Source organism: Citrobacter sp. MGH105, assembly GCF_001037485.2.
Taxonomy (GTDB): Bacteria; Pseudomonadota; Gammaproteobacteria; order Enterobacterales; family Enterobacteriaceae; genus Citrobacter; species Citrobacter portucalensis.
Map to the genome: position 1 here is coordinate 2380616 of NZ_CP073048.1, position 22572 is coordinate 2403187.

Annotated in this window: 16 protein-coding genes, 2 tRNA genes and 1 other RNA gene; 12 read left to right on the forward strand and 7 right to left on the reverse strand. The window is 50.0% G+C overall.

The features are described 5' to 3' along the window. Positions 1 to 67: 67 nt before the first annotated feature. The 4 genes from SK35_RS11410 to narI are packed head-to-tail and all read left to right on the forward strand — an operon-like array spanning position 68 to position 6730. The gene (locus tag SK35_RS11410) at positions 68 to 3811 is read left to right on the forward strand and encodes a nitrate reductase subunit alpha (RefSeq protein ID WP_008784960.1); all 3744 of its coding nucleotides are present in this window, start codon (positions 68 to 70) and stop codon (positions 3809 to 3811) included. Continuing rightward, positions 3808 to 5346 carry a nitrate reductase subunit beta gene (gene narH / locus SK35_RS11415; protein ID WP_003833388.1) on the forward strand — a complete coding sequence of 513 codons (1539 nt, stop codon included), beginning with the start codon at positions 3808 to 3810 and terminating at the stop codon, positions 5344 to 5346. Before SK35_RS11410 ends, narH begins: the two co-directional genes overlap by 4 nt. Beyond that, complete coding sequence (narJ, locus tag SK35_RS11420) at positions 5343 to 6053, forward strand: nitrate reductase molybdenum cofactor assembly chaperone (protein ID WP_048216248.1); 711 nt, start codon at positions 5343 to 5345, stop codon at positions 6051 to 6053. The genes narH and narJ overlap by 4 nt, the downstream gene beginning before the upstream one ends. Then, positions 6053 to 6730 (forward strand): respiratory nitrate reductase subunit gamma, encoded by a 678-nt coding sequence (narI, locus tag SK35_RS11425; RefSeq protein WP_003833386.1) that lies wholly within the window; start codon positions 6053 to 6055, stop codon positions 6728 to 6730. Before narJ ends, narI begins: the two co-directional genes overlap by 1 nt. Positions 6731 to 7129: 399 nt before the next feature. On the opposite strand, the gene SK35_RS11430 is transcribed toward narI, so the two are convergent. The 5 genes from SK35_RS11430 to SK35_RS11450 all read right to left on the reverse strand — a co-directional run bounded on the left by SK35_RS11430 (position 7130) and on the right by SK35_RS11450 (position 9020). Continuing rightward, positions 7130 to 7260: non-coding RNA, RtT sRNA (locus SK35_RS11430), on the reverse strand. A 44-nt stretch (positions 7261 to 7304) separates the two neighbouring features. Beyond that, positions 7305 to 7389: transfer RNA gene (locus SK35_RS11435), tRNA-Tyr, on the reverse strand. 36 nt (positions 7390 to 7425) lie between these two features. After that, a tRNA-Tyr gene (locus tag SK35_RS11440) sits at positions 7426 to 7510 on the reverse strand. A gap of 156 nt (positions 7511 to 7666) precedes the next feature. After that, positions 7667 to 8509 (reverse strand): formyltetrahydrofolate deformylase, encoded by an 843-nt coding sequence (purU, locus tag SK35_RS11445; protein ID WP_003020737.1) that lies wholly within the window; start codon positions 8507 to 8509, stop codon positions 7667 to 7669. Positions 8510 to 8564: 55 nt separating this feature from the next. After that, complete coding sequence (locus SK35_RS11450; RefSeq protein ID WP_008784957.1) at positions 8565 to 9020, reverse strand: YchJ family protein; 456 nt, start codon at positions 9018 to 9020, stop codon at positions 8565 to 8567. 111 nt (positions 9021 to 9131) lie between these two features. On the opposite strand from SK35_RS11450, the gene rssA reads away from it, so the two are divergent. From rssA to galU, 3 genes are all read left to right on the forward strand, one after another. Beyond that, positions 9132 to 10043: a patatin-like phospholipase RssA gene (gene rssA / locus SK35_RS11455; RefSeq protein WP_048216249.1), complete on the forward strand. Its 912-nt coding sequence runs from the start codon at positions 9132 to 9134 to the stop codon at positions 10041 to 10043. Positions 10044 to 10133: 90 nt separating this feature from the next. Continuing rightward, complete coding sequence (gene rssB / locus SK35_RS11460) at positions 10134 to 11147, forward strand: two-component system response regulator RssB (RefSeq protein WP_032943688.1); 1014 nt, start codon at positions 10134 to 10136, stop codon at positions 11145 to 11147. 204 nt (positions 11148 to 11351) lie between these two features. Further along, a complete protein-coding gene (gene galU, locus SK35_RS11465; RefSeq protein ID WP_003020727.1) occupies positions 11352 to 12260 on the forward strand; it encodes a UTP--glucose-1-phosphate uridylyltransferase GalU in 909 nt (302 codons plus the stop codon). Between the two features lie 136 nt (positions 12261 to 12396). Here galU and hns read toward each other — a convergent pair whose 3' ends face one another. Continuing rightward, positions 12397 to 12810 carry a histone-like nucleoid-structuring protein H-NS gene (gene hns / locus SK35_RS11470; protein WP_003020723.1) on the reverse strand — a complete coding sequence of 138 codons (414 nt, stop codon included), beginning with the start codon at positions 12808 to 12810 and terminating at the stop codon, positions 12397 to 12399. Positions 12811 to 13420: 610 nt separating this feature from the next. On the opposite strand from hns, the gene tdk reads away from it, so the two are divergent. After that, positions 13421 to 14038, forward strand: coding sequence for a thymidine kinase (gene tdk, locus SK35_RS11475; protein ID WP_008784954.1), 618 nt, complete (start codon positions 13421 to 13423; stop codon positions 14036 to 14038). Between the two features lie 236 nt (positions 14039 to 14274). On the opposite strand, the gene adhE is transcribed toward tdk, so the two are convergent. Next, positions 14275 to 16953: a bifunctional acetaldehyde-CoA/alcohol dehydrogenase gene (adhE, locus tag SK35_RS11480; protein WP_048216250.1), complete on the reverse strand. Its 2679-nt coding sequence runs from the start codon at positions 16951 to 16953 to the stop codon at positions 14275 to 14277. Positions 16954 to 17440: 487 nt separating this feature from the next. Between adhE and ychE the strand changes: the two genes are divergently transcribed. From ychE to oppC, 4 genes are all read left to right on the forward strand, one after another. Further along, positions 17441 to 18088, forward strand: coding sequence for an NAAT family transporter YchE (gene ychE, locus SK35_RS11485; RefSeq protein WP_003020714.1), 648 nt, complete (start codon positions 17441 to 17443; stop codon positions 18086 to 18088). A 771-nt stretch (positions 18089 to 18859) separates the two neighbouring features. Then, positions 18860 to 20491 carry an oligopeptide ABC transporter substrate-binding protein OppA gene (oppA, locus tag SK35_RS11490; RefSeq protein WP_048216252.1) on the forward strand — a complete coding sequence of 544 codons (1632 nt, stop codon included), beginning with the start codon at positions 18860 to 18862 and terminating at the stop codon, positions 20489 to 20491. Between the two features lie 232 nt (positions 20492 to 20723). Further along, complete coding sequence (gene oppB, locus SK35_RS11495; protein WP_048216253.1) at positions 20724 to 21644, forward strand: oligopeptide ABC transporter permease OppB; 921 nt, start codon at positions 20724 to 20726, stop codon at positions 21642 to 21644. Positions 21645 to 21658: 14 nt separating this feature from the next. Next, positions 21659 to 22567 (forward strand): oligopeptide ABC transporter permease OppC, encoded by a 909-nt coding sequence (gene oppC, locus SK35_RS11500; RefSeq protein ID WP_008784950.1) that lies wholly within the window; start codon positions 21659 to 21661, stop codon positions 22565 to 22567. The last annotated feature ends 5 nt before the right edge of the window (positions 22568 to 22572 follow it).

Here is a 22572-nt window from a genome sequence, read left to right on the forward strand (position 1 = left end):
ACCTTCGCTCTCAATCAAGCAATGTCGATTTATCAGAGAGCCGTCAGGCTCCTACAGGAGAAAACCGATGAGTAAATTCCTGGACCGGTTTCGCTACTTCAAGCAGAAGGGCGAAACCTTTGCCGATGGGCATGGCCAGCTTCTCAATACCAACAGGGACTGGGAGGACGGATACCGCCAGCGTTGGCAGCATGACAAAATCGTGCGTTCAACCCACGGGGTAAACTGCACGGGCTCATGCAGCTGGAAAATCTATGTGAAAAATGGTCTGGTGACCTGGGAGACCCAGCAAACTGACTACCCACGCACGCGTCCAGATATGCCTAACCACGAGCCTCGCGGCTGCCCACGTGGTGCAAGCTATTCCTGGTATCTCTACAGCGCTAACCGTCTGAAATACCCGCTGATGCGCAAACGTCTGATGAAGATGTGGCGCGAAGCAAAAAGACTGCACAGCGATCCGGTAGATGCATGGGCATCCATCATCGAAGACGCCGACAAAGCAAAAAGCTTCAAACAAGCGCGTGGTCGTGGTGGATTTGTTCGTTCTTCCTGGCAGGAAGTGAATGAACTGATTGCTGCATCTAACGTTTACACCATCAAAACCTATGGCCCTGACCGCGTTGCAGGCTTCTCTCCGATTCCGGCGATGTCGATGGTTTCTTATGCTTCCGGCGCACGCTATATGTCGCTGATTGGTGGTACCTGCCTGAGCTTCTACGACTGGTACTGTGACCTGCCGCCGGCTTCCCCGCAAACCTGGGGCGAGCAAACCGACGTACCGGAATCTGCCGACTGGTATAACTCCAGCTACATTCTTGCATGGGGCTCTAACGTACCGCAGACCCGTACTCCGGATGCGCACTTCTTTACTGAAGTTCGCTATAAAGGAACCAAAACGGTAGCGATTACTCCGGACTACGCAGAAATTGCCAAACTTTGCGACCTGTGGCTGGCACCGAAGCAGGGAACCGATGCGGCGATGGCAATGGCGATGGGCCATGTCATGCTGCGCGAGTTCCACCTCGATAACCCGAGCCAGTACTTCACCGACTACGTTCGTCGTTATACCGACATGCCAATGCTGGTGATGCTCGAAGAGCGTGACGGCTACTATGCTGCTGGTCGTATGCTGCGTGCGGCGGATCTGGTCGACTCTCTGGGCCAGGAAAATAACCCAGAATGGAAAACTGTCGCTATCAACAGCAACGGCGAAATGGTTGCGCCAAACGGTTCAATTGGTTTCCGTTGGGGCGAAAAGGGCAAATGGAACCTTGAGCAACGCGACGGTACGTCCGGTGATGAAACCGAACTGCAACTCAGCCTGCTGGGTAGCCAGGACGATATCGCTGAAGTGGGCTTCCCGTACTTTGGCGGCGAAGGTACCGAGCACTTCAGTAAAGTAGAGCTGGAAAATATTCTGCTGCACAAACTGCCGGTTAAACGCCTGCAGTTGGCCGATGGCTCTACCGCGCTGGTGACCACCGTTTACGACCTGACCATGGCTAACTATGGCCTGGAACGTGGTCTGAACGACGAAAACTGCGCGACCAGCTACGATGACGTGAAAGCGTACACGCCGGCATGGGCAGAAAAAATCACTGGCGTATCACGTTCTCAGATCGTGCGCATTGCCCGTGAATTTGCGGATAACGCCGATAAAACACACGGTCGTTCGATGATCATCGTCGGTGCGGGCCTGAACCACTGGTACCACCTCGATATGAACTATCGTGGCCTGATCAATATGCTGGTGTTCTGCGGTTGTATCGGTCAGAGCGGCGGCGGTTGGGCCCACTACGTCGGCCAGGAAAAACTGCGTCCGCAAACCGGCTGGCAGCCGCTGGCGTTTGCTCTTGACTGGCAGCGTCCGCCTCGTCATATGAACAGCACTTCCTACTTCTATAACCACTCCAGCCAATGGCGCTATGAGACGGTTACTGCGCAGGAACTGCTTTCCCCGATGGCAGACAAATCCCGTTACAGCGGTCATTTGATTGATTTTAACGTTCGCGCTGAACGTATGGGCTGGTTGCCATCTGCGCCGCAGTTAGGGACTAACCCACTGCGTATCGCCGAAGAAGCGCAGAAAGCAGGTATGACGCCGGTGGATTACACCGTTAAATCCCTGAAAGAAGGTTCTATTCGTTTTGCGGCAGAGCAGCCGGAAAACGGTAAAAACCATCCGCGCAACCTGTTTATCTGGCGTTCTAACCTGCTCGGTTCTTCCGGTAAAGGCCACGAGTACATGCTGAAGTATCTGCTGGGTACTGAACATGGTATTCAGGGCAAAGATCTCGGCCAGCAGAGCGGCGTGAAGCCTGAAGAAGTGGAATGGCAGGATAACGGCCTGGACGGCAAACTGGATCTGGTTGTCACGCTGGACTTCCGTCTGTCGAGCACCTGTCTGTATTCCGACATCGTGCTGCCGACCGCAACATGGTATGAAAAAGACGATATGAATACCTCGGACATGCATCCGTTTATTCATCCTCTGTCTGCGGCGGTTGACCCGGCCTGGGAATCGAAGAGCGACTGGGAAATCTACAAAGCCATCGCCAAGAAATTCTCTGAAGTTTGCGTGGGTCATCTCGGTAAAGAAACTGACGTCGTTACGCTGCCAATTCAGCACGACTCTGCCGCAGAACTGGCACAACCGCTGGACGTGAAGGACTGGAAAAAAGGTGAATGTGACCTGATTCCTGGTGTTACCGCACCGCACATCATGACCGTTGAGCGTGATTATCCGGCAACCTACGAGCGTTTCACCTCCATCGGCCCGCTGATGGAAAAAATCGGTAACGGCGGTAAAGGGATTGCCTGGAATACCCAGAGCGAAATGGATCTGCTGCGTAAGCTCAATTACACCAAGGCTGAAGGTCCGGCAAAAGGCCAGCCTTGGCTTAATACCGCAATTGATGCAGCCGAGATGATCCTGACGCTGGCGCCGGAAACTAACGGTCAGGTAGCCGTTAAAGCCTGGGCTGCGCTGAGTGAATTTACCGGTCGTGACCATACGCATCTGGCGCTGAATAAAGAAGACGAAAAAATTCGCTTCCGCGATATTCAGGCGCAGCCGCGCAAAATTATCTCCAGCCCGACCTGGTCAGGACTGGAGGATGAACACGTGTCTTATAACGCCGGCTATACCAACGTTCACGAGCTGATCCCATGGCGTACACTGTCTGGTCGCCAGCAGTTGTATCAGGATCATCAGTGGATGCGTGACTTTGGTGAAAGCCTGCTGGTTTACCGTCCGCCAATCGACACCCGTTCGGTGAAAGCGGTGATCGGCGAGAAATCTAACGGTAACCCGGAAAAAGCGCTCAACTTCCTGACGCCGCACCAGAAATGGGGTATCCACTCCACTTACAGCGACAACTTGCTGATGCTGACGCTGTCACGCGGTGGCCCGATTGTGTGGATGAGCGAAGTCGATGCGAAGGATCTGGGAATCGAAGATAACGACTGGATCGAAGTCTTCAACAGCAACGGTGCGCTGACGGCACGTGCAGTTGTCAGCCAGCGTGTACCGGCCGGGATGACCATGATGTACCACGCGCAGGAACGTATCGTTAACCTGCCGGGTTCAGAAATCACCCAGCAGCGCGGTGGGATCCACAACTCGGTGACCCGTATTACACCGAAACCGACCCATATGATCGGCGGCTATGCGCAGCTGGCCTACGGCTTTAACTACTACGGCACCGTCGGTTCAAACCGTGATGAGTTCGTAGTTGTACGTAAGATGAAGAACATTAACTGGTTGGATGGCGAAGGCAATGACCAGGTACAGGAGAGCGTAAAATGAAAATTCGTTCACAAGTCGGCATGGTGCTGAATCTCGATAAGTGCATCGGCTGCCACACCTGTTCAGTGACCTGTAAAAACGTCTGGACCAGCCGTGAAGGTATGGAGTACGCCTGGTTCAACAACGTCGAAAGTAAGCCTGGCGTTGGCTTCCCGAACGACTGGGAAAACCAGGAAAAATGGAAGGGCGGTTGGATCCGTAAAATCAACGGCAAACTGCAGCCGCGCATGGGTAACAAAGCGCTGCTGTTGGGTAAAATCTTTGCTAACCCGCATCTGCCGGGCATGGATGATTACTACGAGCCGTTTGATTTTGACTACCAGACGTTGCATAACGCCCCGGCAGACAGCAAAGCGCAGCCGATTGCTCGTCCACGCTCGCTGATCACCGGTCAGCGAATGGATAAAATCACCAGCGGTCCTAACTGGGAAGAAATTCTGGGCGGCGAGTTTGAAAAACGCGCCAAAGACCAGAACTTCGAAAACATGCAGAAGGCGATGTACGGTCAGTTCGAAAACACCTTCATGATGTACCTGCCGCGTCTGTGTGAGCACTGCCTTAATCCGGCGTGTGTGGCGACCTGTCCGAGCGGCGCTATCTACAAGCGTGAAGAAGATGGCATCGTGCTGATCGACCAGGACAAGTGCCGCGGCTGGCGTATGTGTATCACCGGCTGCCCGTACAAGAAGATCTACTTCAACTGGAAGAGCGGGAAATCTGAGAAGTGCATTTTCTGCTACCCGCGTATCGAAGCTGGTCAGCCGACCGTTTGCTCCGAAACCTGTGTAGGTCGTATCCGTTACCTCGGCGTACTGCTGTATGACGCAGATGCGATCGAAAGCGCGGCCAGCACCGAGCACGAGAAAGATCTGTACCAGCGTCAGCTGGACGTGTTCCTCGATCCGAACGATCCGGCGGTTATTGAACAGGCGCTGAAAGATGGTATTCCGCTGAGCGTCATTGATGCCGCACAACAGTCTCCGGTTTACAAAATGGCGATGGACTGGAAGCTGGCGCTGCCGCTGCATCCGGAATACCGCACATTGCCGATGGTCTGGTACGTGCCGCCATTGTCACCGATTCAGTCTGCCGCTGACGCGGGCGAGCTGGGCAGCAACGGTATTCTGCCGGATGTTGACAGCCTGCGTATTCCGGTTCAGTACCTGGCGAACCTGCTGACTGCAGGTGACACCCAGCCGGTACTGTTGGCGCTGAAACGTATGCTGGCGATGCGTCACTACAAACGTGCGGAAACTGTTGACGGCAAAGTTGATACCCGTGCGCTGGAAGAGGTGGGCTTAAGCGAAGCGCAGGCACAGGAAATGTATCGTTACCTGGCAATCGCGAACTACGAAGATCGTTTCGTGGTACCGAGCAGCCATCGTGAACTGGCGCGTGACGCGTTCCCGGAGAAAAGCGGTTGTGGCTTTACCTTCGGCGACGGTTGCCACGGTTCTGATACTAAATTCAATCTGTTCAACAGCCGCCGCATCGACGCTGTCGATGTGACCAGCAAAACGGAGCCGCACCAATGATTGAACTCGTCATTGTTTCGCGTCTGCTCGAGTACCCGGATGCTGCCTTGTGGCAGCATCAGCAGGAACTTTTCGATGCACTCGCGTCATCTGAGAACCTGGATAAAGAGGATGCCCAGACTCTGGGCGTTTTCCTGCGCGATCTAACCGCGCAGGACATGCTGGATGTGCAGGCCGCCTACAGCGAACTGTTTGACCGTGGCCGCGCGACATCGCTGCTGCTGTTTGAACATGTTCACGGTGAATCCCGCGATCGCGGTCAGGCTATGGTTGACCTGATGGCACAGTATGAGCAGCACGGTTTGCAGCTCGACAGCCGCGAACTTCCCGATCATCTGCCGCTGTATCTGGAATACCTTGCGCAATTGCCGAAAAGCGAAGCGCTAGGTGGCTTACAGGATATTGCGCCGATTCTGGCGCTGCTCAGCGCTCGTTTGCAACAGCGCGAAAGCCGTTATGCGGTGCTGTTCGATCTGCTGTTAAAACTGGCGAATACCGTTATCGACAGCGATAAAGTGGCTGAAAAAATTGCGGATGAAGCCCGTGATGATACTCCACAAGCGCTGGATGCGGTCTGGGAAGAAGAGCAGGTGAAATTCTTCGCCGATCAGGGGTGTGGCGAGTCGGAAATCTCCGCTCACCAGCGTCGTTTTGCCGGGGCCGTTGCGCCGCAGTATCTGAATATCACCACCGGAGGACAGCACTAATGCACTTCCTGAATACGTTCTTCTTTGACATCTATCCGTACATCGCGGGTTCTGTCTTTCTGATCGGCAGCTGGCTGCGTTATGACTATGGGCAATATACATGGCGTGCGGCTTCCAGTCAGATGCTGGATCGCAAAGGGATGAACCTGGCGTCAAACCTGTTTCACATCGGGATCCTGGGAATCTTTGCTGGGCACTTCCTTGGCATGTTGACGCCGCACTGGATGTATGAAGCCTGGCTACCGCTTGAAGTGAAACAAAAGATGGCAATGTTTGCGGGCGGTGCCAGTGGCCTGATGTGTCTGATTGGTGGCGTACTGCTGCTGAAACGTCGTCTGTTCAGCCCACGCGTGCGGGCCACCACCACCGGAGCGGATATTCTGATCCTCTCACTGCTGGTGATCCAGTGTGCGCTGGGCCTGCTGACCATTCCGTTTTCCGCCCAGCATATGGACGGTAGCGAGATGATGAAGCTGGTGAACTGGGCGCAGACAGTGGTGACCTTCCAGGGCGGAGCGTCTCAGTATCTCGATGGTGTTGCGTTCATTTTCCGTATGCACCTGGTGCTGGGTATGACGCTGTTCCTGTTGTTCCCATTCTCTCGTCTGGTACACATCTGGAGCGTCCCGGTCGAATATCTGACACGCAAATACCAGATTGTTCGCGCGCGTCACTAATCGTATATTTGAGAATGACAAAACCCTGCTTCGGCGGGGTTTTTTTATGCCTGTTTGCCGGATGGCGGCGCAAGCGCCTTATCCGGCCTACGAAGGTATCAGCGAGCGCTGTAGGCCTGATAAGTGCAGCGCATCAGACAAATAGCGGGCACGTATCGAGTTCGTAGGCCAGATAAGTGCAGCGCATCAGACGAATAGCGGGCACATGTCGAGTTAGTAGGCCTGATAAGCGCAGCGCAGCAGACAAATTGTGGGCACGTGTCGAGTTCGTAGGCCTGATAAGCGCAGCGCAGCAGACAAATTACGGGCACGTGTCGAGTTAGTAGGCCTGATAAGCATAGCGCATCAGGCAAATAAAAGGCATTGCTGAGGAATTGAGTGTGTTGCTTTATGAAGTGATGGTGGTGGGGGAAGGATTACTCAGCGCTACGCGCTTCGCCCTTCGGGTCGTTGCCTGCGGCAACGCTTTCTCGCTACGCTCGAATCGAACCTTAGTCGAAGCTTCTCATCCTTCCCACATGGGCAGAATATGGGGCATTAGAGATTGATTTGCTGTTGGTGCTTTATGAAGTGATGGTGGTGGGGGAAGGATTCGAACCTTCGAAGTCGATGACGGCAGATTTACAGTCTGCTCCCTTTGGCCGCTCGGGAACCCCACCAGGGGTATACTAATTTTATGAATCTACAGGAATGAATGGTGGTGGGGGAAGGATTCGAACCTTCGAAGTCGATGACGGCAGATTTACAGTCTGCTCCCTTTGGCCGCTCGGGAACCCCACCACGGGGTAATGCTAATTACTGGCCTGCTTCCGTTGGAAGCGGGGCGCATCATATCAAATGATGCGCCCCTGTAAAGCATTCCGTTGATAAAAAAGAACTGGTTGCCTGATTTTTACACGTAAAGATGTAAAGGTAACCAATTAACTTCTCAATCGATTACAGAATAATCGTTCGGTTACCGTAAACAAAGACGCGTTGAGCCAGAACCTGATATAGCGCACGGCTTAATACATTTTTTTCAACGTCGCGACCCGCGCGCATCATATCTTCGGCAGTGTAGGTGTGATCAACATGGATCACGTCCTGCATAATGATTGGGCCTTCATCGAGGTTATCATTCACGTAGTGGGCCGTCGCGCCGATGATCTTCACACCACGCTCATAAGCCTGATGGTACGGACGAGCACCAATGAATGCTGGCAGGAATGAATGGTGAATATTGATAATTTTATTCGGAAAGCGTGAAACAAATGTCGGGGTCAGAACGCGCATGTATTTAGCCAGCACGACATAATCCGGCTGGTGGGCGTCGATAGCATCAGCCATTTTCTGATCATGTTCGTCACGTGTTAAACCTTCATGGCTCACCAGCTCAAACGGAATATCAAACCGTTCAACCAGAGGACGCAAGGTCTCGTGATTGCCGATCACAGCGGCGATTTCAACATCCAGCCCGCCATAATTGGCCTTCATTAATAAATCGCCCAGACAATGCGCTTCCTTGGTGACCAAAATGACGATGCGGCGGCGGCCTGCTGGGGTTAATTCACGAATCGAGCCTTCAGGTAAGGCGCTGTCCAGATCGGCAAGCAGCGTGACGTCGTTAAAAATGCCCTCCAGTTCGGTGCGCATAAAAAAGCGTCCGGTACGGTGGTCCACAAACTCATTGTTCTGCACGATGTTCAGTTCATGCTTGTAACAGATATTTGTAATGCGCGCGATCAGACCTTTTTGGTCCGGGCAAATAGTACGCAGCACTTTTCGTTGTAATGAATGCATTTGCAGCGGTGATCCTGTTGAGAATGTTTGCAAAATTGATACTGTCGGGCGTTGATTAGCCGCAGCACTTTTTAAATTTTTTACCTGAGCCACAAGGGCAGGTATCGTTTCGTCCAATTTGAGGGCGTGTACCGTCTATATAGTACCACTGACCGTTTTCTTTTAAAAAACGAGAGCGCTCGATAATTGCACCTGTTTTACCTTGTTCAGAAAACCGTGCGACAAAACTGACATAGCCGATATTTTCTGTGTCTGCCGTCTCTTGTTCAAAAACGGTCAGTCCAAGCCATTCGGTATGAGTAAATCCTGCGATAATGTCGTCGCGAAACTCGGCCGCATGACAATCCGGATGCCAGGTCCTGATAAGGTAATCTGCGTCTTTCATCACAAAAGCACAGTAACGAGAACGCATGAGGTGTGACGGCGTAGGTGCTACTTGCGCGCCGGACACATAACGGTAGCAACATAGGCTATACTCGACAGCGCTACCACAGGGACAAAGCTGAGACACAAAGTACTCCCTGGAATATAAAAACGGCGTAAAAACGCCAGAGTGGCACTATGTTAACTGAGCGGTAGCGATGTTGCTACGTCTGCAAGCCAGGGGAAGTTTGTACGTATAATGAGAAAAATAAAAATTGGGCTGGCGCTAGGTTCCGGCGCAGCGCGAGGTTGGTCGCATATTGGCGTTATTAAAGCCCTTAAGCATATGGGCATTGATGTTGATATCGTGGCAGGGTGCTCCATCGGTTCGTTGGTTGGCGCTGCCTACGCCTGCAATAAGCTGCCTGCTCTCGAAAAGTGGGTCTGTTCTTTCAGCTATTGGGATGTTTTACGGCTGATGGATCTCTCGTGGCGCAGGGGAGGTTTACTGCGCGGTGAACGGGTATTCAATCAGTACCGTAATGTGATGCCGGTAGAAGCAATTGAGCAATGTACTCGCCGTTTCGCAACAGTGGCCACCAATCTGAGTACGGGTCGGGAACTTTGGTTCACCGAAGGTGATTTACATCTGGCTGTCCGGGCCTCCTGCAGTATTCCTGGCCTGATGTCACCTGTGGCGCACAATGGTTACTGGCTGGTCGATGGTGCGGTGGTGAATCCTGTCCCTGTCTCCCTGACTCGCGCGTTGGGGGCCGATATTGTTATTGCGGTCGACCTGCAACACGATGCGCATCTCATGCAACAAGATTTACTCTCCTTCAACGTCAATAGCGATGCCGAATCGGGTGATGATGCTGACGAACTCTCATGGCATGCCCGTCTGAAAGAACGCTTGAGCAACATTACTGCCAGGCGTTCAGTAACTGCGCCCACGGCGATGGAGATTATGACGACGTCTATTCAGGTTCTGGAAAACCGACTGAAACGTAACCGCATGGCCGGTGACCCTCCAGACATTCTGATTCAGCCGTTTTGTCCACAAATATCCACGCTGGATTTTCACCGCGCCAGTGCGGCAATTGCTGCCGGGCAGTTAGCGGTCGAGAAGAAAATGGATGAGCTTCTACCCCTGGTGAAAACCAACGTCTAACGCATTTTTTATCAACACTTAAGCTAATTCTGACAGGCGTGAGTGGCAATAGCATGCCACTATTTATTAAAGCCAGTCAGGGGGGAGAATATGACGCAGCCATTGGTCGGAAAACAGATTCTTATCGTTGAGGATGAGCCGGTATTTCGCTCACTCATGGACTCATGGTTTTCCTCTTTGGGAGCGACAACGGCGGTAGCTGGTGACGGACTTGAAGCACTGGACTTGCTTGGGCATTTTAAACCCGACCTGATGATCTGCGACCTGGCTATGCCAAGAATGAACGGTCTCAAACTGGTTGAGTATTTACGCAATCGTGGCGATCAGACCCCAATACTGGTGATTTCTGCGACGGAAAACATGTCCGACATAGCCAAAGCGCTACGACTTGGTGTGGATGACGTCCTGTTGAAGCCGGTGAAAGATCTTAATCGCTTGCGAGAAACCGTCTTTGCATGTCTTTATCCCAACATGTTTAATTCACGCGTGGAAGAAGAAGAACGGCTGTTTCGCGACTGGGATGCGATGGTGGACGATCCTGCTGCAGCTGCGAAGTTGCTAAAAGAATTACAGCCTCCAGTGTCGCAAGTGATCTCGCACTGTCGCATTAACTATCGACAATTGGTGGCAGCCGACCAACCGGGGCTGGTGTTGGATATTGCTCCGCTGTCTGATCATGACCTTGCATTCTATTGCCTTGATGTGACGCGGGCAGGGGATAATGGCGTGCTGGCTGCATTATTACTGAGGGCGCTATTTAATGGTTTACTGCAGGAGCAACTGACACAACAAAATCAGCGACTGCCAGAGCTAGGTACGTTATTGAAACAGGTAAATCATCTGTTGCGACAAGCCAATTTACCAGGGCAGTTTCCCTTGCTGGTGGGGTATTACCACAGCGGATTAAAAAATCTGATTCTGGTATCGGCAGGGCTGAATGCGACATTAAATACAGGTTCCCACCAAGTGCAAATCAGCAATGGCGTTCCGCTGGGTACCTTAGGTAATACGTATCTTAATCAGCTGAGCCAACATTGTGAGTCATGGCAATGCCAAATTTGGGGGGCGGGAGGTCGCCTGCGCTTGATGTTGTCTGCAGAATGAACAATTGAGAGGCGTGTAAATGAAATTGGTTCACCCTCCCCATGCTGTGAGTGCTACTATCAGCGCCAGTTTTATTCGTATTTATCTTAATTATACCGACGCGCGTCCTTTTCAGACCAGAAGCTTGTCGCTGTACTGATATACTCGGATGCGATACAGAATGATGAACACGTTCAATACATGAACAGTCCAGGAGAGTTTTAAATGGCTGCCCTTAATTCAAAAGTCAAAAAAGCCGTTATCCCGGTTGCGGGATTAGGAACCAGGATGTTACCGGCTACGAAAGCAATCCCGAAAGAGATGCTACCGTTGGTTGATAAGCCATTAATTCAGTACGTCGTAAACGAATGTATTGCTGCGGGCATCACTGAAATTGTACTTGTAACTCACTCGTCTAAAAATTCCATTGAAAACCACTTTGATACCAGCTTTGAACTTGAAGCGATGCTGGAAAAACGTGTAAAACGCCAGCTTCTGGAAGAAGTTCAATCTATTTGCCCGCCACATGTGACTATTATGCAGGTGCGTCAGGGGCTGGCTAAAGGTCTGGGCCACGCGGTATTGTGCGCGCACCCTGTGGTTGGCGATGAACCGGTAGCTGTAATCCTGCCGGACGTAATTCTTGACGAATACGAATCTGATTTATCCCGCGACAACCTTGCCGAAATGATTCATCGTTTTGATGAAACAGGTAGCAGCCAGATTATGGTTGAACCGGTAGAAGATGTTACGGCTTATGGCGTTGTTGATTGTAAAGGTGTTGAATTATCCCCGGGCGAAAGCGTCCCGATGGTTGGCGTGGTTGAAAAACCAAAAGCTGATGTTGCGCCTTCTAATCTGGCCGTTGTGGGTCGTTACGTTCTTAGTGCCGATATCTGGCCTCTGCTGGCTAAAACCCCTCCGGGAGCGGGTGATGAAATTCAGCTGACAGATGCTATCGATATGCTGATTGAAAAAGAGACGGTTGAAGCTTATCACATGAAGGGCAAAAGCCATGACTGTGGTAATAAACTGGGCTATATGCAGGCGTTCGTTGAATATGGTATTCGCCATAATACTCTCGGCGCCGAATTTAAAGCCTGGCTGGAAGACGAGATGGGTATTAAGAAGTAACCTTCTGGTATTATCTGGTCAGAACGGCGCTGTATTAACAGCGCCGTTTTTTTATACCTAATCCGGGTAGGGTTGAGCGAAGTACCGGTAAAAAAAATCCCGCCACTGGCGGGATTTTAAGCAAACTATTTCTGAATTATTCCTTGATCAGGAAATCGTCCAGTTGTTTACCTTGTTCTTCCATCGCTTTTTTGATCACTGCCGGTGTACGACCCTGGCCAGTCCAGGTTTTAGTTTCACCGTTTTCGTCAACATAGCTATATTTAGCCGGGCGTGCAGCGCGCTTAGCTTTGGTGCCAGATTTAACAGCAGCCATGCTATTCAGCAATTCGTTCGGATCAATGCCGTCAGCGATCAGCATTTCACGATATTGTTGCAGTTTACGAGTACGTTCTTCAACTTCAGCAGCAGCAGCGCTTTCTTCTTCGCGACGCTCGCTAACTACAACTTCTAATTTTTCCAGCATTTCTTCAAGCGTTTCCAGAGTGCATTCTCTTGCCTGCGCACGAAGAGTACGGATGTTGTTCAGAATTTTAAGTGCTTCGCTCATTGTAGTAATCTCAAACTTATATTGGGGTGGTTTGTTGAGCTAATAATAGAGCGATAAATTCAGTTGTGCAATAGCCAGGAATGTAAGGAATTCAAAATTGCGCTTTATTTAGTATCAGAATTAATTCTCCTGTCTTAAATTCCCCATGATGTTGGGCATAAAAAAGGCTTATTGGCGAGGGGACTTCTCAGCGGCTGAGAGTAAAAATTCAAGATTCAGGTCACATTTTATGGTGTACAAATAGTATCTCTTTGCAGTGATTTCAACCTTTTGTATTAGTTTTGCTTACGTGAATTCGCTAATACATGGCGACAGTGGGTAGATTCAATAACAATATGGGAAGGGTTTCTTTATTGCCGTATGATGATAAGTGACATTGATAAATTTCATGAGCACTATTTGTGAAAGAGTGTGTATATACGCGTCCGAGCACAGGCTGTTTGGTCGATAGTTGTATGCTCTCTCACTATCCGTTACTTAAATTCAGGCGGCACTGTGCGAGCTTGCCCGCTCATTTATACGCCTTTGCGGCCAACGCTACACCGACATGTTCGTGAAATATGATACAATCCAGCCCATATTCATTTCCCCTCGTGAGGGCCTTCGGTCAATGGCACAACTATATTTTTACTATTCTGCAATGAACGCAGGTAAGTCGACTGCCTTGTTGCAATCTTCGTACAATTATCAGGAACGTGGGATGCGTGCCGTTGTATATACAGCGGAAATTGATGACCGTTTTGGTGCTGGAAAAGTAAGTTCACGTATAGGTCTGTCGTCACCTGCAAAATTGTTTAACCAAAATTCATCATTGTTCGAAGAGATTCGCGCTGAGAATGCGCAGCAAAGAATTCACTGTGTACTGGTCGATGAGTCTCAGTTTCTGACCCGACAACAGGTTTATGAATTATCTGAAGTTGTCGATCAACTGGATATTCCTGTTTTGTGTTACGGCTTACGCACTGATTTTCGTGGTGAGTTATTTGGTGGCAGCGAATACCTGCTTGCGTGGTCAGATAAACTGGTTGAATTAAAGACCATTTGTTTTTGTGGCCGTAAGGCCAGCATGGTATTACGCCTTGATCAGGCTGGAAGACCTTATAACGAGGGCGAGCAGGTGGTTATCGGCGGGAATGAACGCTATGTGTCGGTATGTCGTAAACACTACAAACAAGCGCAGTCTGAGGGCTCTCTGACGGCGATACAAGAACGACACAGCCACGATTAACCCTGTACGCTTCTGAGCGCTTATAAACACAGGGTAGGCCGGAACCTTCGTCAATGTTCTCTACCCTGTCAGACTCTTTTCTGACGGCTGGTCTCACATCTTCCTGAATAAATCTCTTACACTGCCATTCTATTCACATGGTTAAATTGTGTATTCCCCGATTTTCATAACACAAGACGAAAAAAACGGCCCCAATTGGGACCGTTTATGATGAAGCTAAAACTTATCTGAGCAAATTAAGCGGATTTCTTCGCTTTCTTTTCTGCTTTCGGTGCAGCTACTGCTTCAGTCTTAGCGGCGGTCTGACCTTCGCTATACTCACGACCGTAGTAGGTATCCAGCAGGATCTGTTTCAGTTCAGAAATCAGCGGATAACGTGGGTTAGCACCAGTACACTGGTCGTCAAACGCATCTTCAGACAGTTTGTCCACGTGTGCCAGGAAGTCAGCTTCCTGAACGCCAGCTTCACGGATAGACTTAGGAATACCCAGTTCAGCTTTGATTTCTTCCAACCAGCCCAGCAGTTTCTGGATTTTCGCGGCAGTACGGTCACCCGGTGCGCTCAGACCCAGATGGTCTGCGATTTCAGCGTAGCGACGGCGTGCCTGCGGACGGTCGTACTGGCTGAATGCAGTCTGTTTAGTCGGGTTGTCGTTCGCGTTATAACGAATAACGTTGCTGATCAGCAGGGCGTTCGCCAGACCGTGAGGAATGTGGAACTGAGAACCCAGTTTGTGCGCCATTGAGTGACATACACCCAGGAAGGCGTTAGCAAACGCGATACCGGCGATAGTTGCTGCACTGTGTACACGCTCACGCGCTATCGGGTTCTTAGAACCTTCATGGTAAGACGCTGGCAGGTTTTCTTTCAGCAATTTCAGCGCTTGCAGAGCCTGACCGTCAGAGAACTCAGAAGCCAGTACTGAAACGTAAGCTTCCAGAGCGTGAGTGACGGCATCCAGACCACCGAACGCACACAGTGACTTCGGCATATCCATAACCAGGTTGGCGTCAACAATCGCCATATCCGGAGTCAGCGCATAGTCTGCCAGCGGGTATTTCTGCCCAGTTGCATCGTCGGTAACGACCGCAAACGGAGTCACTTCAGAACCGGTACCGGAGGTGGTGGTAACTGCAACCATCTTCGCTTTTACGCCCATTTTCGGGAACTTGTAGATACGTTTACGGATGTCCATAAAGCGCAGTGCCAGTTCTTCGAAGTGAGTTTCAGGGTGCTCGTACATAACCCACATGATTTTCGCGGCGTCCATCGGGGAACCACCACCCAGTGCGATGATTACGTCTGGTTTGAAGGAGTTAGCCAGCTCAGCACCTTTGCGAACAACGGTCAGAGTCGGGTCAGCTTCAACTTCAAAGAACACTTCGGTTTCAACGCCAGCAGCTTTCAGAACGGAGGTGATCTGGTCTGCATAACCGTTGTTGAACAGGAAGCGGTCGGTCACGATCAGCGCACGTTTGTGACCATCGGTAATCACTTCATCCAGTGCGATTGGCAGAGAGCCACGACGGAAGTAGATAGATTTCGGAAGTTTGTGCCACAACATGTTTTCAGCTCGCTTAGCAACGGTTTTCTTGTTGATCAGGTGCTTAGGACCAACGTTTTCAGAGATGGAGTTACCACCCCAGGAACCACAACCCAGTGTCAGGGAAGGTGCGAGTTTGAAGTTGTACAGGTCACCGATACCACCCTGAGAAGCAGGGGTGTTGATCAGGATACGTGCGGTTTTCATCATCTGACCGAAGTAAGCAACACGCTCTGGCTGGTTGTCCTGGTCAGTGTACAGGCAAGAGGTATGACCGATACCGCCCATCGCAACCAGTTTTTCAGCTTTGATGACTGCGTCTTCGAAGTCCTTCGCACGGTACATTGCCAGCGTCGGAGACAGTTTCTCGTGAGCAAACGGTTCGCTTTCGTCAACAACCTTCACTTCACCGATCAGGATCTTGGTGGTTTCTGGTACGGAGAAGCCTGCCAGTTCAGCAATCTTGTATGCCGGCTGACCAACGATAGCTGCGTTCAGCGCGCCATTTTTCAGGATAACGTCCTGAACTGCTTTCAACTCTTTGCCCTGCAGCATGTAGCCGCCGTGAGTCGCAAAACGCTCACGTACTGCATCATATACGGAGTCAACCACGACGACAGACTGCTCAGAAGCACAGATTACGCCGTTATCGAAGGTTTTAGACATCAGAACAGATGCAACAGCACGTTTGATATCAGCGGTTTCGTCGATAACCACAGGGGTGTTACCTGCGCCTACGCCGATAGCTGGTTTACCGGAGCTGTATGCCGCTTTAACCATGCCTGGACCACCGGTCGCAAGGATCAGGTTGATGTCCGGGTGGTGCATCAGCGCGTTAGACAGTTCAACGGAAGGTTGATCGATCCAGCCGATCAGATCTTTCGGTGCGCCAGCAGCGATTGCTGCTTGCAGAACGATGTCAGCTGCTTTGTTAGTTGCATCTTTTGCGCGCGGATGCGGAGAGAAGATGATGGCGTTACGGGTCTTCAGGCTGATCAGTGATTTGAAGATTGCAGTAGAAGTCGGGTTAGTGGTTGGAACGATACCGCAGATGATACCAATCGGTTCAGCAATGGTAATGGTACCAAAAGTGTCGTCTTCAGACAGCACACCACAGGTTTTTTCATCTTTGTAAGCGTTGTAAATGTATTCAGAAGCGAAGTGGTTTTTAATCACTTTATCTTCGACAATACCCATGCCGGATTCGGCAACGGCCATTTTCGCGAGAGGAATTCGAGCGTCTGCGGCAGCCAGAGCGGCGGCACGGAAGATTTTGTCAACCTGTTCTTGAGTGAAACTGGCATATTCACGCTGGGCTTTTTTTACGCGCTCTACAAGTGCGTTAAGTTCAGCGACATTAGTAACAGCCATGATGCTCTCCTGATAATGTTAAACTTTTTTAGTAAATCATCTGCTCGATACGAGAGTATAGACAGACCGACGAAAATTTGTGTAATGGTTTGAAAATCAAACGGTTAATTAACGTCCACTTTACTTTGATTTACTAAAAGAGCTTATACGCTAGCGCCTGTTAACTCTAACGCGTTACCTCCAGGTGGCGTAAGCAAGATTACTCACTTCTGAGTAGTAATTGCGTGATCTGGATCAAAAATTCGCAAAGCTGACACCTTTCAGCAGACCCTTTTAGCGTTTCTCGTTAAGTGTTAATAAATTGACGTAATGAATGCTAATAACATTAGCATATTTAATACATATTAATAACAATGAGTATTGGTAGCGTATTTACATTGATATACGCAGATAGAAGGTGAAGTATGCTGACAAAAGGCGTATCTTCAGCGCGGATTTTATCAATTTTTATGACTCATTTTATCCGGCTAACGCTTCGGAGCTAACCGTGATCCAAACGCTATTTGATTTTCCTGTCTATTTTAAATTTTTCATTGGGTTATTTGCGTTGGTCAACCCGGTAGGGATCATCCCCGTCTTTATCAGTATGACCAGCTATCAAACTGCCGCAGCACGAAACAAAACCAACCTCACGGCAAACCTATCGGTCGCAATCATCCTGTGGACTTCGCTGTTTCTTGGTGATGGTATTCTGCAACTCTTCGGCATCTCAATTGACTCGTTCAGGATCGCTGGCGGCATTCTGGTTGTGACTATCGCGATGTCAATGATTAGCGGAAAACTAGGGGAAGATAAACAAAACAAACAGGAAAAATCAGAAACCGCAATCCGTGAAAGTATCGGCGTTGTGCCGTTGGCATTACCGTTGATGGCGGGGCCGGGGGCGATAAGCTCAACTATTGTTTGGGGTACGCGGTATCATAGCGCGATTAACCTGTTTGGCTTTTTTGTAGCGATTGCGTTGTTTGCTCTGTGCTGCTGGGGGCTGTTCCGCATGGCACCATGGTTAGTGCGTCTGTTGGGCCAAACCGGTATCAACGTCATTACGCGTATTATGGGACTGCTGTTAATGGCTTTGGGTATCGAATTTATCGTTACAGGCATCAAATCCATTTTCCCTGGTTTGCTGGCCTGAAACCTCTCTTCTGTGCAAACGGAGTCGTGTCCGGCTCCGTTTCCTTTCATTATCAGTAAAACTTCTCACTAAAGTTGAAAATCAGCAGAGCAATAATAAAAAATGCTGATGATTAACTCTCCTGTTAGCCATTGATTCTAAAGATATAACACGTCCCAGTACGCCCGGCGAAGACCGATACTGCTGTTATTTTATTAACATCATACTCTGGGGCTTGCTGAAGGATTATCGAAATGTTATTAGTTATTTCAGCCTTTATTTCAGATGAATGTGCTAATTAATAACCAATTGTTAAATTTATGTGCATTTTGACATGGCATTGACTTCGGACAGGATGGTTAACACCATAGCCGACATAATGCATTGATTTTTGTGAACTTTCCATAATAAATCTTCATTCGTAAGACTTTTTAAGTGAGATTTATTTCCAATAAAAGAGAATTGGTTAACAAATTTGTAAAATGTATTGGCGGTTAAGAAACGCATTTGATACTTTCCGGCCAAGTATTATGCAGAAGAATTCACGTTGATGAGAATCATTTGCAGTTAGTTTCTCTCAACTGGGTAATAGCGTGTTTCCGGCAGGGGAGGCACGTAGAGAATCGACGCAAGGCGGTCATACGAATCGCCAGAATAAATAAAGTCGGTGATAGCAAGCAGTAAAACAATAAACCACCTGACGGCAGAAAATCTCCGGTGCCGTACAGGGATCCTGACAGGATTAACAGTCTGGTTAAAAAACCAGCCATAATAATGAGGGAGTACAACACAATGACTAACATCACTAAAAAAAGTTTAGTAGCTGCGGGGATCTTAACTGCGCTAGTCGCTGGAAATGTTGCCACGGCGGCAGTAGTGCCAGCGGGTGTGCAGCTTGCTGAAAAGCAGACTCTGGTGCGTAATAACGGTTCGGAAGTGCAATCACTCGATCCCCACAAAATCGAAGGTGTACCTGAATCCAACATTAACCGTGACCTGTTTGAAGGTTTATTAATCAGTGATGTCGATGGCAAACCATCGCCTGGCGTGGCTGAAAAATGGGAAAATAAAGATTTTAAAGTCTGGACATTCCATCTGCGTAAAGATGCTAAGTGGTCTGACGGCACGCCTGTTACCGCGCAAGATTTCGTGTATAGCTGGCAACGTTTGGCTAATCCAAATACTGCATCACCGTATGCCAGTTATTTGCAGTACGGTCATATTGTCAACATTGATGATATTATCGCCGGTAAAAAGCCGGTCACCGATCTGGGCGTAAAAGCTCTCGACGATCATACTTTTGAAGTTACCCTCAGCGAACCAGTTCCTTATTTCTACAAACTGCTAGTGCATTCTTCCGTTTCACCGGTTCCCAGAGCGGCTGTTGAAAAATTCGGCGAGAAGTGGACCCAGCCCGCTAACATCGTTACTAACGGTGCGTATAAACTGAAAGACTGGGTTGTGAACGAGCGCATTGTGCTTGAGCGTAATACCAACTATTGGGACAACGCCAAAACGGTTATTAACCAGGTAACCTACCTGCCTATTTCTTCTGAAGTGACTGACGTTAACCGCTATCGCAGCGGTGAAATCGACATGACCTATAACAACATGCCGATTGAGTTATTCCAGAAACTGAAAAAAGAGATCCCGAACGAAGTCCACGTTGACCCGTATCTGTGCACCTATTATTACGAAATCAACAACCAGAAAGCACCGTTCAACGATGTTCGTGTTCGTACCGCCCTGAAGCTGGCGTTGGATCGTGACATTATCGTCAATAAAGTGAAAAACCAGGGTGACCTGCCAGCATATAGCTTTACTCCTCCATACACCGATGGTGCGAAACTGGTTGAGCCAGAGTGGTTCAAGTGGTCTCAGGAAAAACGTAATGAAGAAGCGAAGAAACTGCTGGCTGAGGCCGGATATACCGCTGAGAAACCGCTGACCTTTGATCTGCTGTATAACACCTCAGACCTGCATAAGAAGCTGGCTATTGCCGCGGCATCTATCTGGAAGAAAAATCTGGGTGCTAATGTGAAGCTGGAAAACCAGGAATGGAAAACGTTCCTCGATACGCGCCATCAGGGCAACTATGATGTTTCACGTGCGGGCTGGTGTGCGGACTATAACGAACCGACGTCCTTCCTGAATATGGTGCTGTCCGACAGCTCCAATAATACCGTCCACTATAAGAGCCCGGCATTTGATAAGCTGATTGCGGATACGCTGAAAGTGACGGATGAAGCGCAGCGCAGCGAACTGTATTCGAAAGCGGAACAGCAGCTGGATAAAGATTCTGCGATTGTACCGGTTTATTACTATGTTAACGCCCGCCTGGTGAAACCATGGGTTGGCGGATACTCCGGTAAAGACCCGATGGATAATATCCACGTTAAAGACTTGTATATTATCAAGCATTAATGGCAAGACGTGGGGCAATCATGTTGCCCCACAGTGTCTTTTTCTTCGAACTATATATACCTCTTTAGACAAAGAGAGGTATACCCTAAATAATTCACGTTGCAGGAAGGCGGCAACGCAGCGAATCGCCAGGAGCTTACTTAAGTAAGTGACTGGCGTGAGCGAGTAAAGCCAACGCATTTGCAGCTTGAAGTATGACGGGTATAAAGGCACACGCCAGAAGGTACGGGCAATGTTAAAATTTATATTACGTCGCTGTCTGGAAGCGATTCCGACGCTGTTTATTCTTATTACGATTTCATTCTTTATGATGCGCCTTGCGCCCGGAAGCCCATTCACTGGGGAACGCGCGTTACCGCCAGAGGTGCTGGCGAATATTGAAGCGAAATATCATCTTAACGATCCCATCTCGACGCAGTACTTCAGCTATCTGAAACAGCTGGCGTACGGCGATTTTGGACCATCCTTTAAATATAAAGACTACACGGTTAACGACCTCGTTGCCTCGAGCTTTCCGGTTTCTGCGAAGCTGGGTGCGGCAGCCTTTATTCTGGCGGTACTCGTCGGTGTTAGCGCCGGAGTGATAGCCGCGCTGAAGCAAAATACACGTTGGGACTATACGGTGATGGGGGTGGCAATGACCGGGGTGGTTATCCCCAGTTTCGTGGTCGCTCCCTTATTGGTCATGATATTTGCCATAACCTTGAAATGGCTACCCGGCGGGGGCTGGAACGGCGGGGCGCTGAAATTTATGATCCTGCCGATGGTGGCCTTGTCACTGGCCTACATCGCCAGTATTGCCCGTATTACTCGCGGTTCGATGATTGAAGTACTGCACTCTAACTTTATTCGTACCGCACGCGCTAAAGGGCTGCCGATGCGGCGGATTATTTTCCGCCATGCGTTGAAACCTGCGCTGTTGCCAGTGTTGTCCTATATGGGACCGGCATTTGTCGGCATTATCACCGGTTCGATGGTTATTGAAACCATTTATGGTTTGCCGGGTATTGGCCAGTTGTTCGTCAATGGGGCGTTAAACCGCGACTATTCGCTGGTTCTTAGCCTGACCATACTGGTGGGTACGCTGACCATCGTGTTTAACGCGATTGTCGATGTGCTGTATGCCGTTATCGACCCGAAAATTCGTTACTGATACTGGAGCTCGCTATGATGTTAAGTAAGAAAAACAGCGAGGCGCTGGAGAATTTCAGTGAAAAGCTGGAGGTCGAAGGCCGCAGCCTGTGGCAGGACGCGCGTCGACGCTTTATGCATAACCGCGCGGCGGTAGCAAGCCTGGTGGTGCTGGTGATTATTGCGCTATTTGTGACGCTGGCGCCAATGCTGTCGCAGTTTACCTACTTTGATACCGACTGGGGAATGATGTCCAGCGCGCCGGATATGGAGTCCGGCCACTATTTCGGTACTGACTCGTCGGGACGCGACCTGTTGGTTCGCGTGGCGATTGGCGGGCGTATCTCGCTGATGGTCGGCATTGCCGCGGCGCTGGTCGCGGTAGTAGTCGGTACGCTGTACGGCTCTCTGTCGGGCTATCTCGGCGGTAAAATCGACTCGGTGATGATGCGTCTGCTGGAAATCCTCAACTCCTTCCCGTTCATGTTCTTCGTGATTCTGCTAGTGACCTTCTTTGGACAAAATATCCTGCTGATTTTTGTCGCTATCGGAATGGTCTCCTGGCTGGATATGGCGCGTATCGTGCGTGGACAAACGCTGAGCCTGAAGCGCAAAGAGTTTATTGAAGCGGCGCAAGTCGGCGGGGTGTCTACCGTGCGTATCGTTATCCGCCATATTGTGCCGAACGTGTTGGGTGTGGTGGTGGTTTACGCTTCATTGCTGGTGCCTAGCATGATCCTGTTTGAATCCTTCCTGAGCTTTTTGGGACTAGGTACGCAGGAACCGTTAAGTAGCTGGGGCGCGCTGCTCAGTGATGGTGCCAACTCTATGGAAGTCTCACCATGGCTGCTGCTGTTCCCGGCAGGTTTCCTGGTGGTCACTTTGTTCTGTTTTAACTTTATTGGCGATGGCCTGCGTGATGCCCTCGACCCGAAAGACCGTTAAGGAGT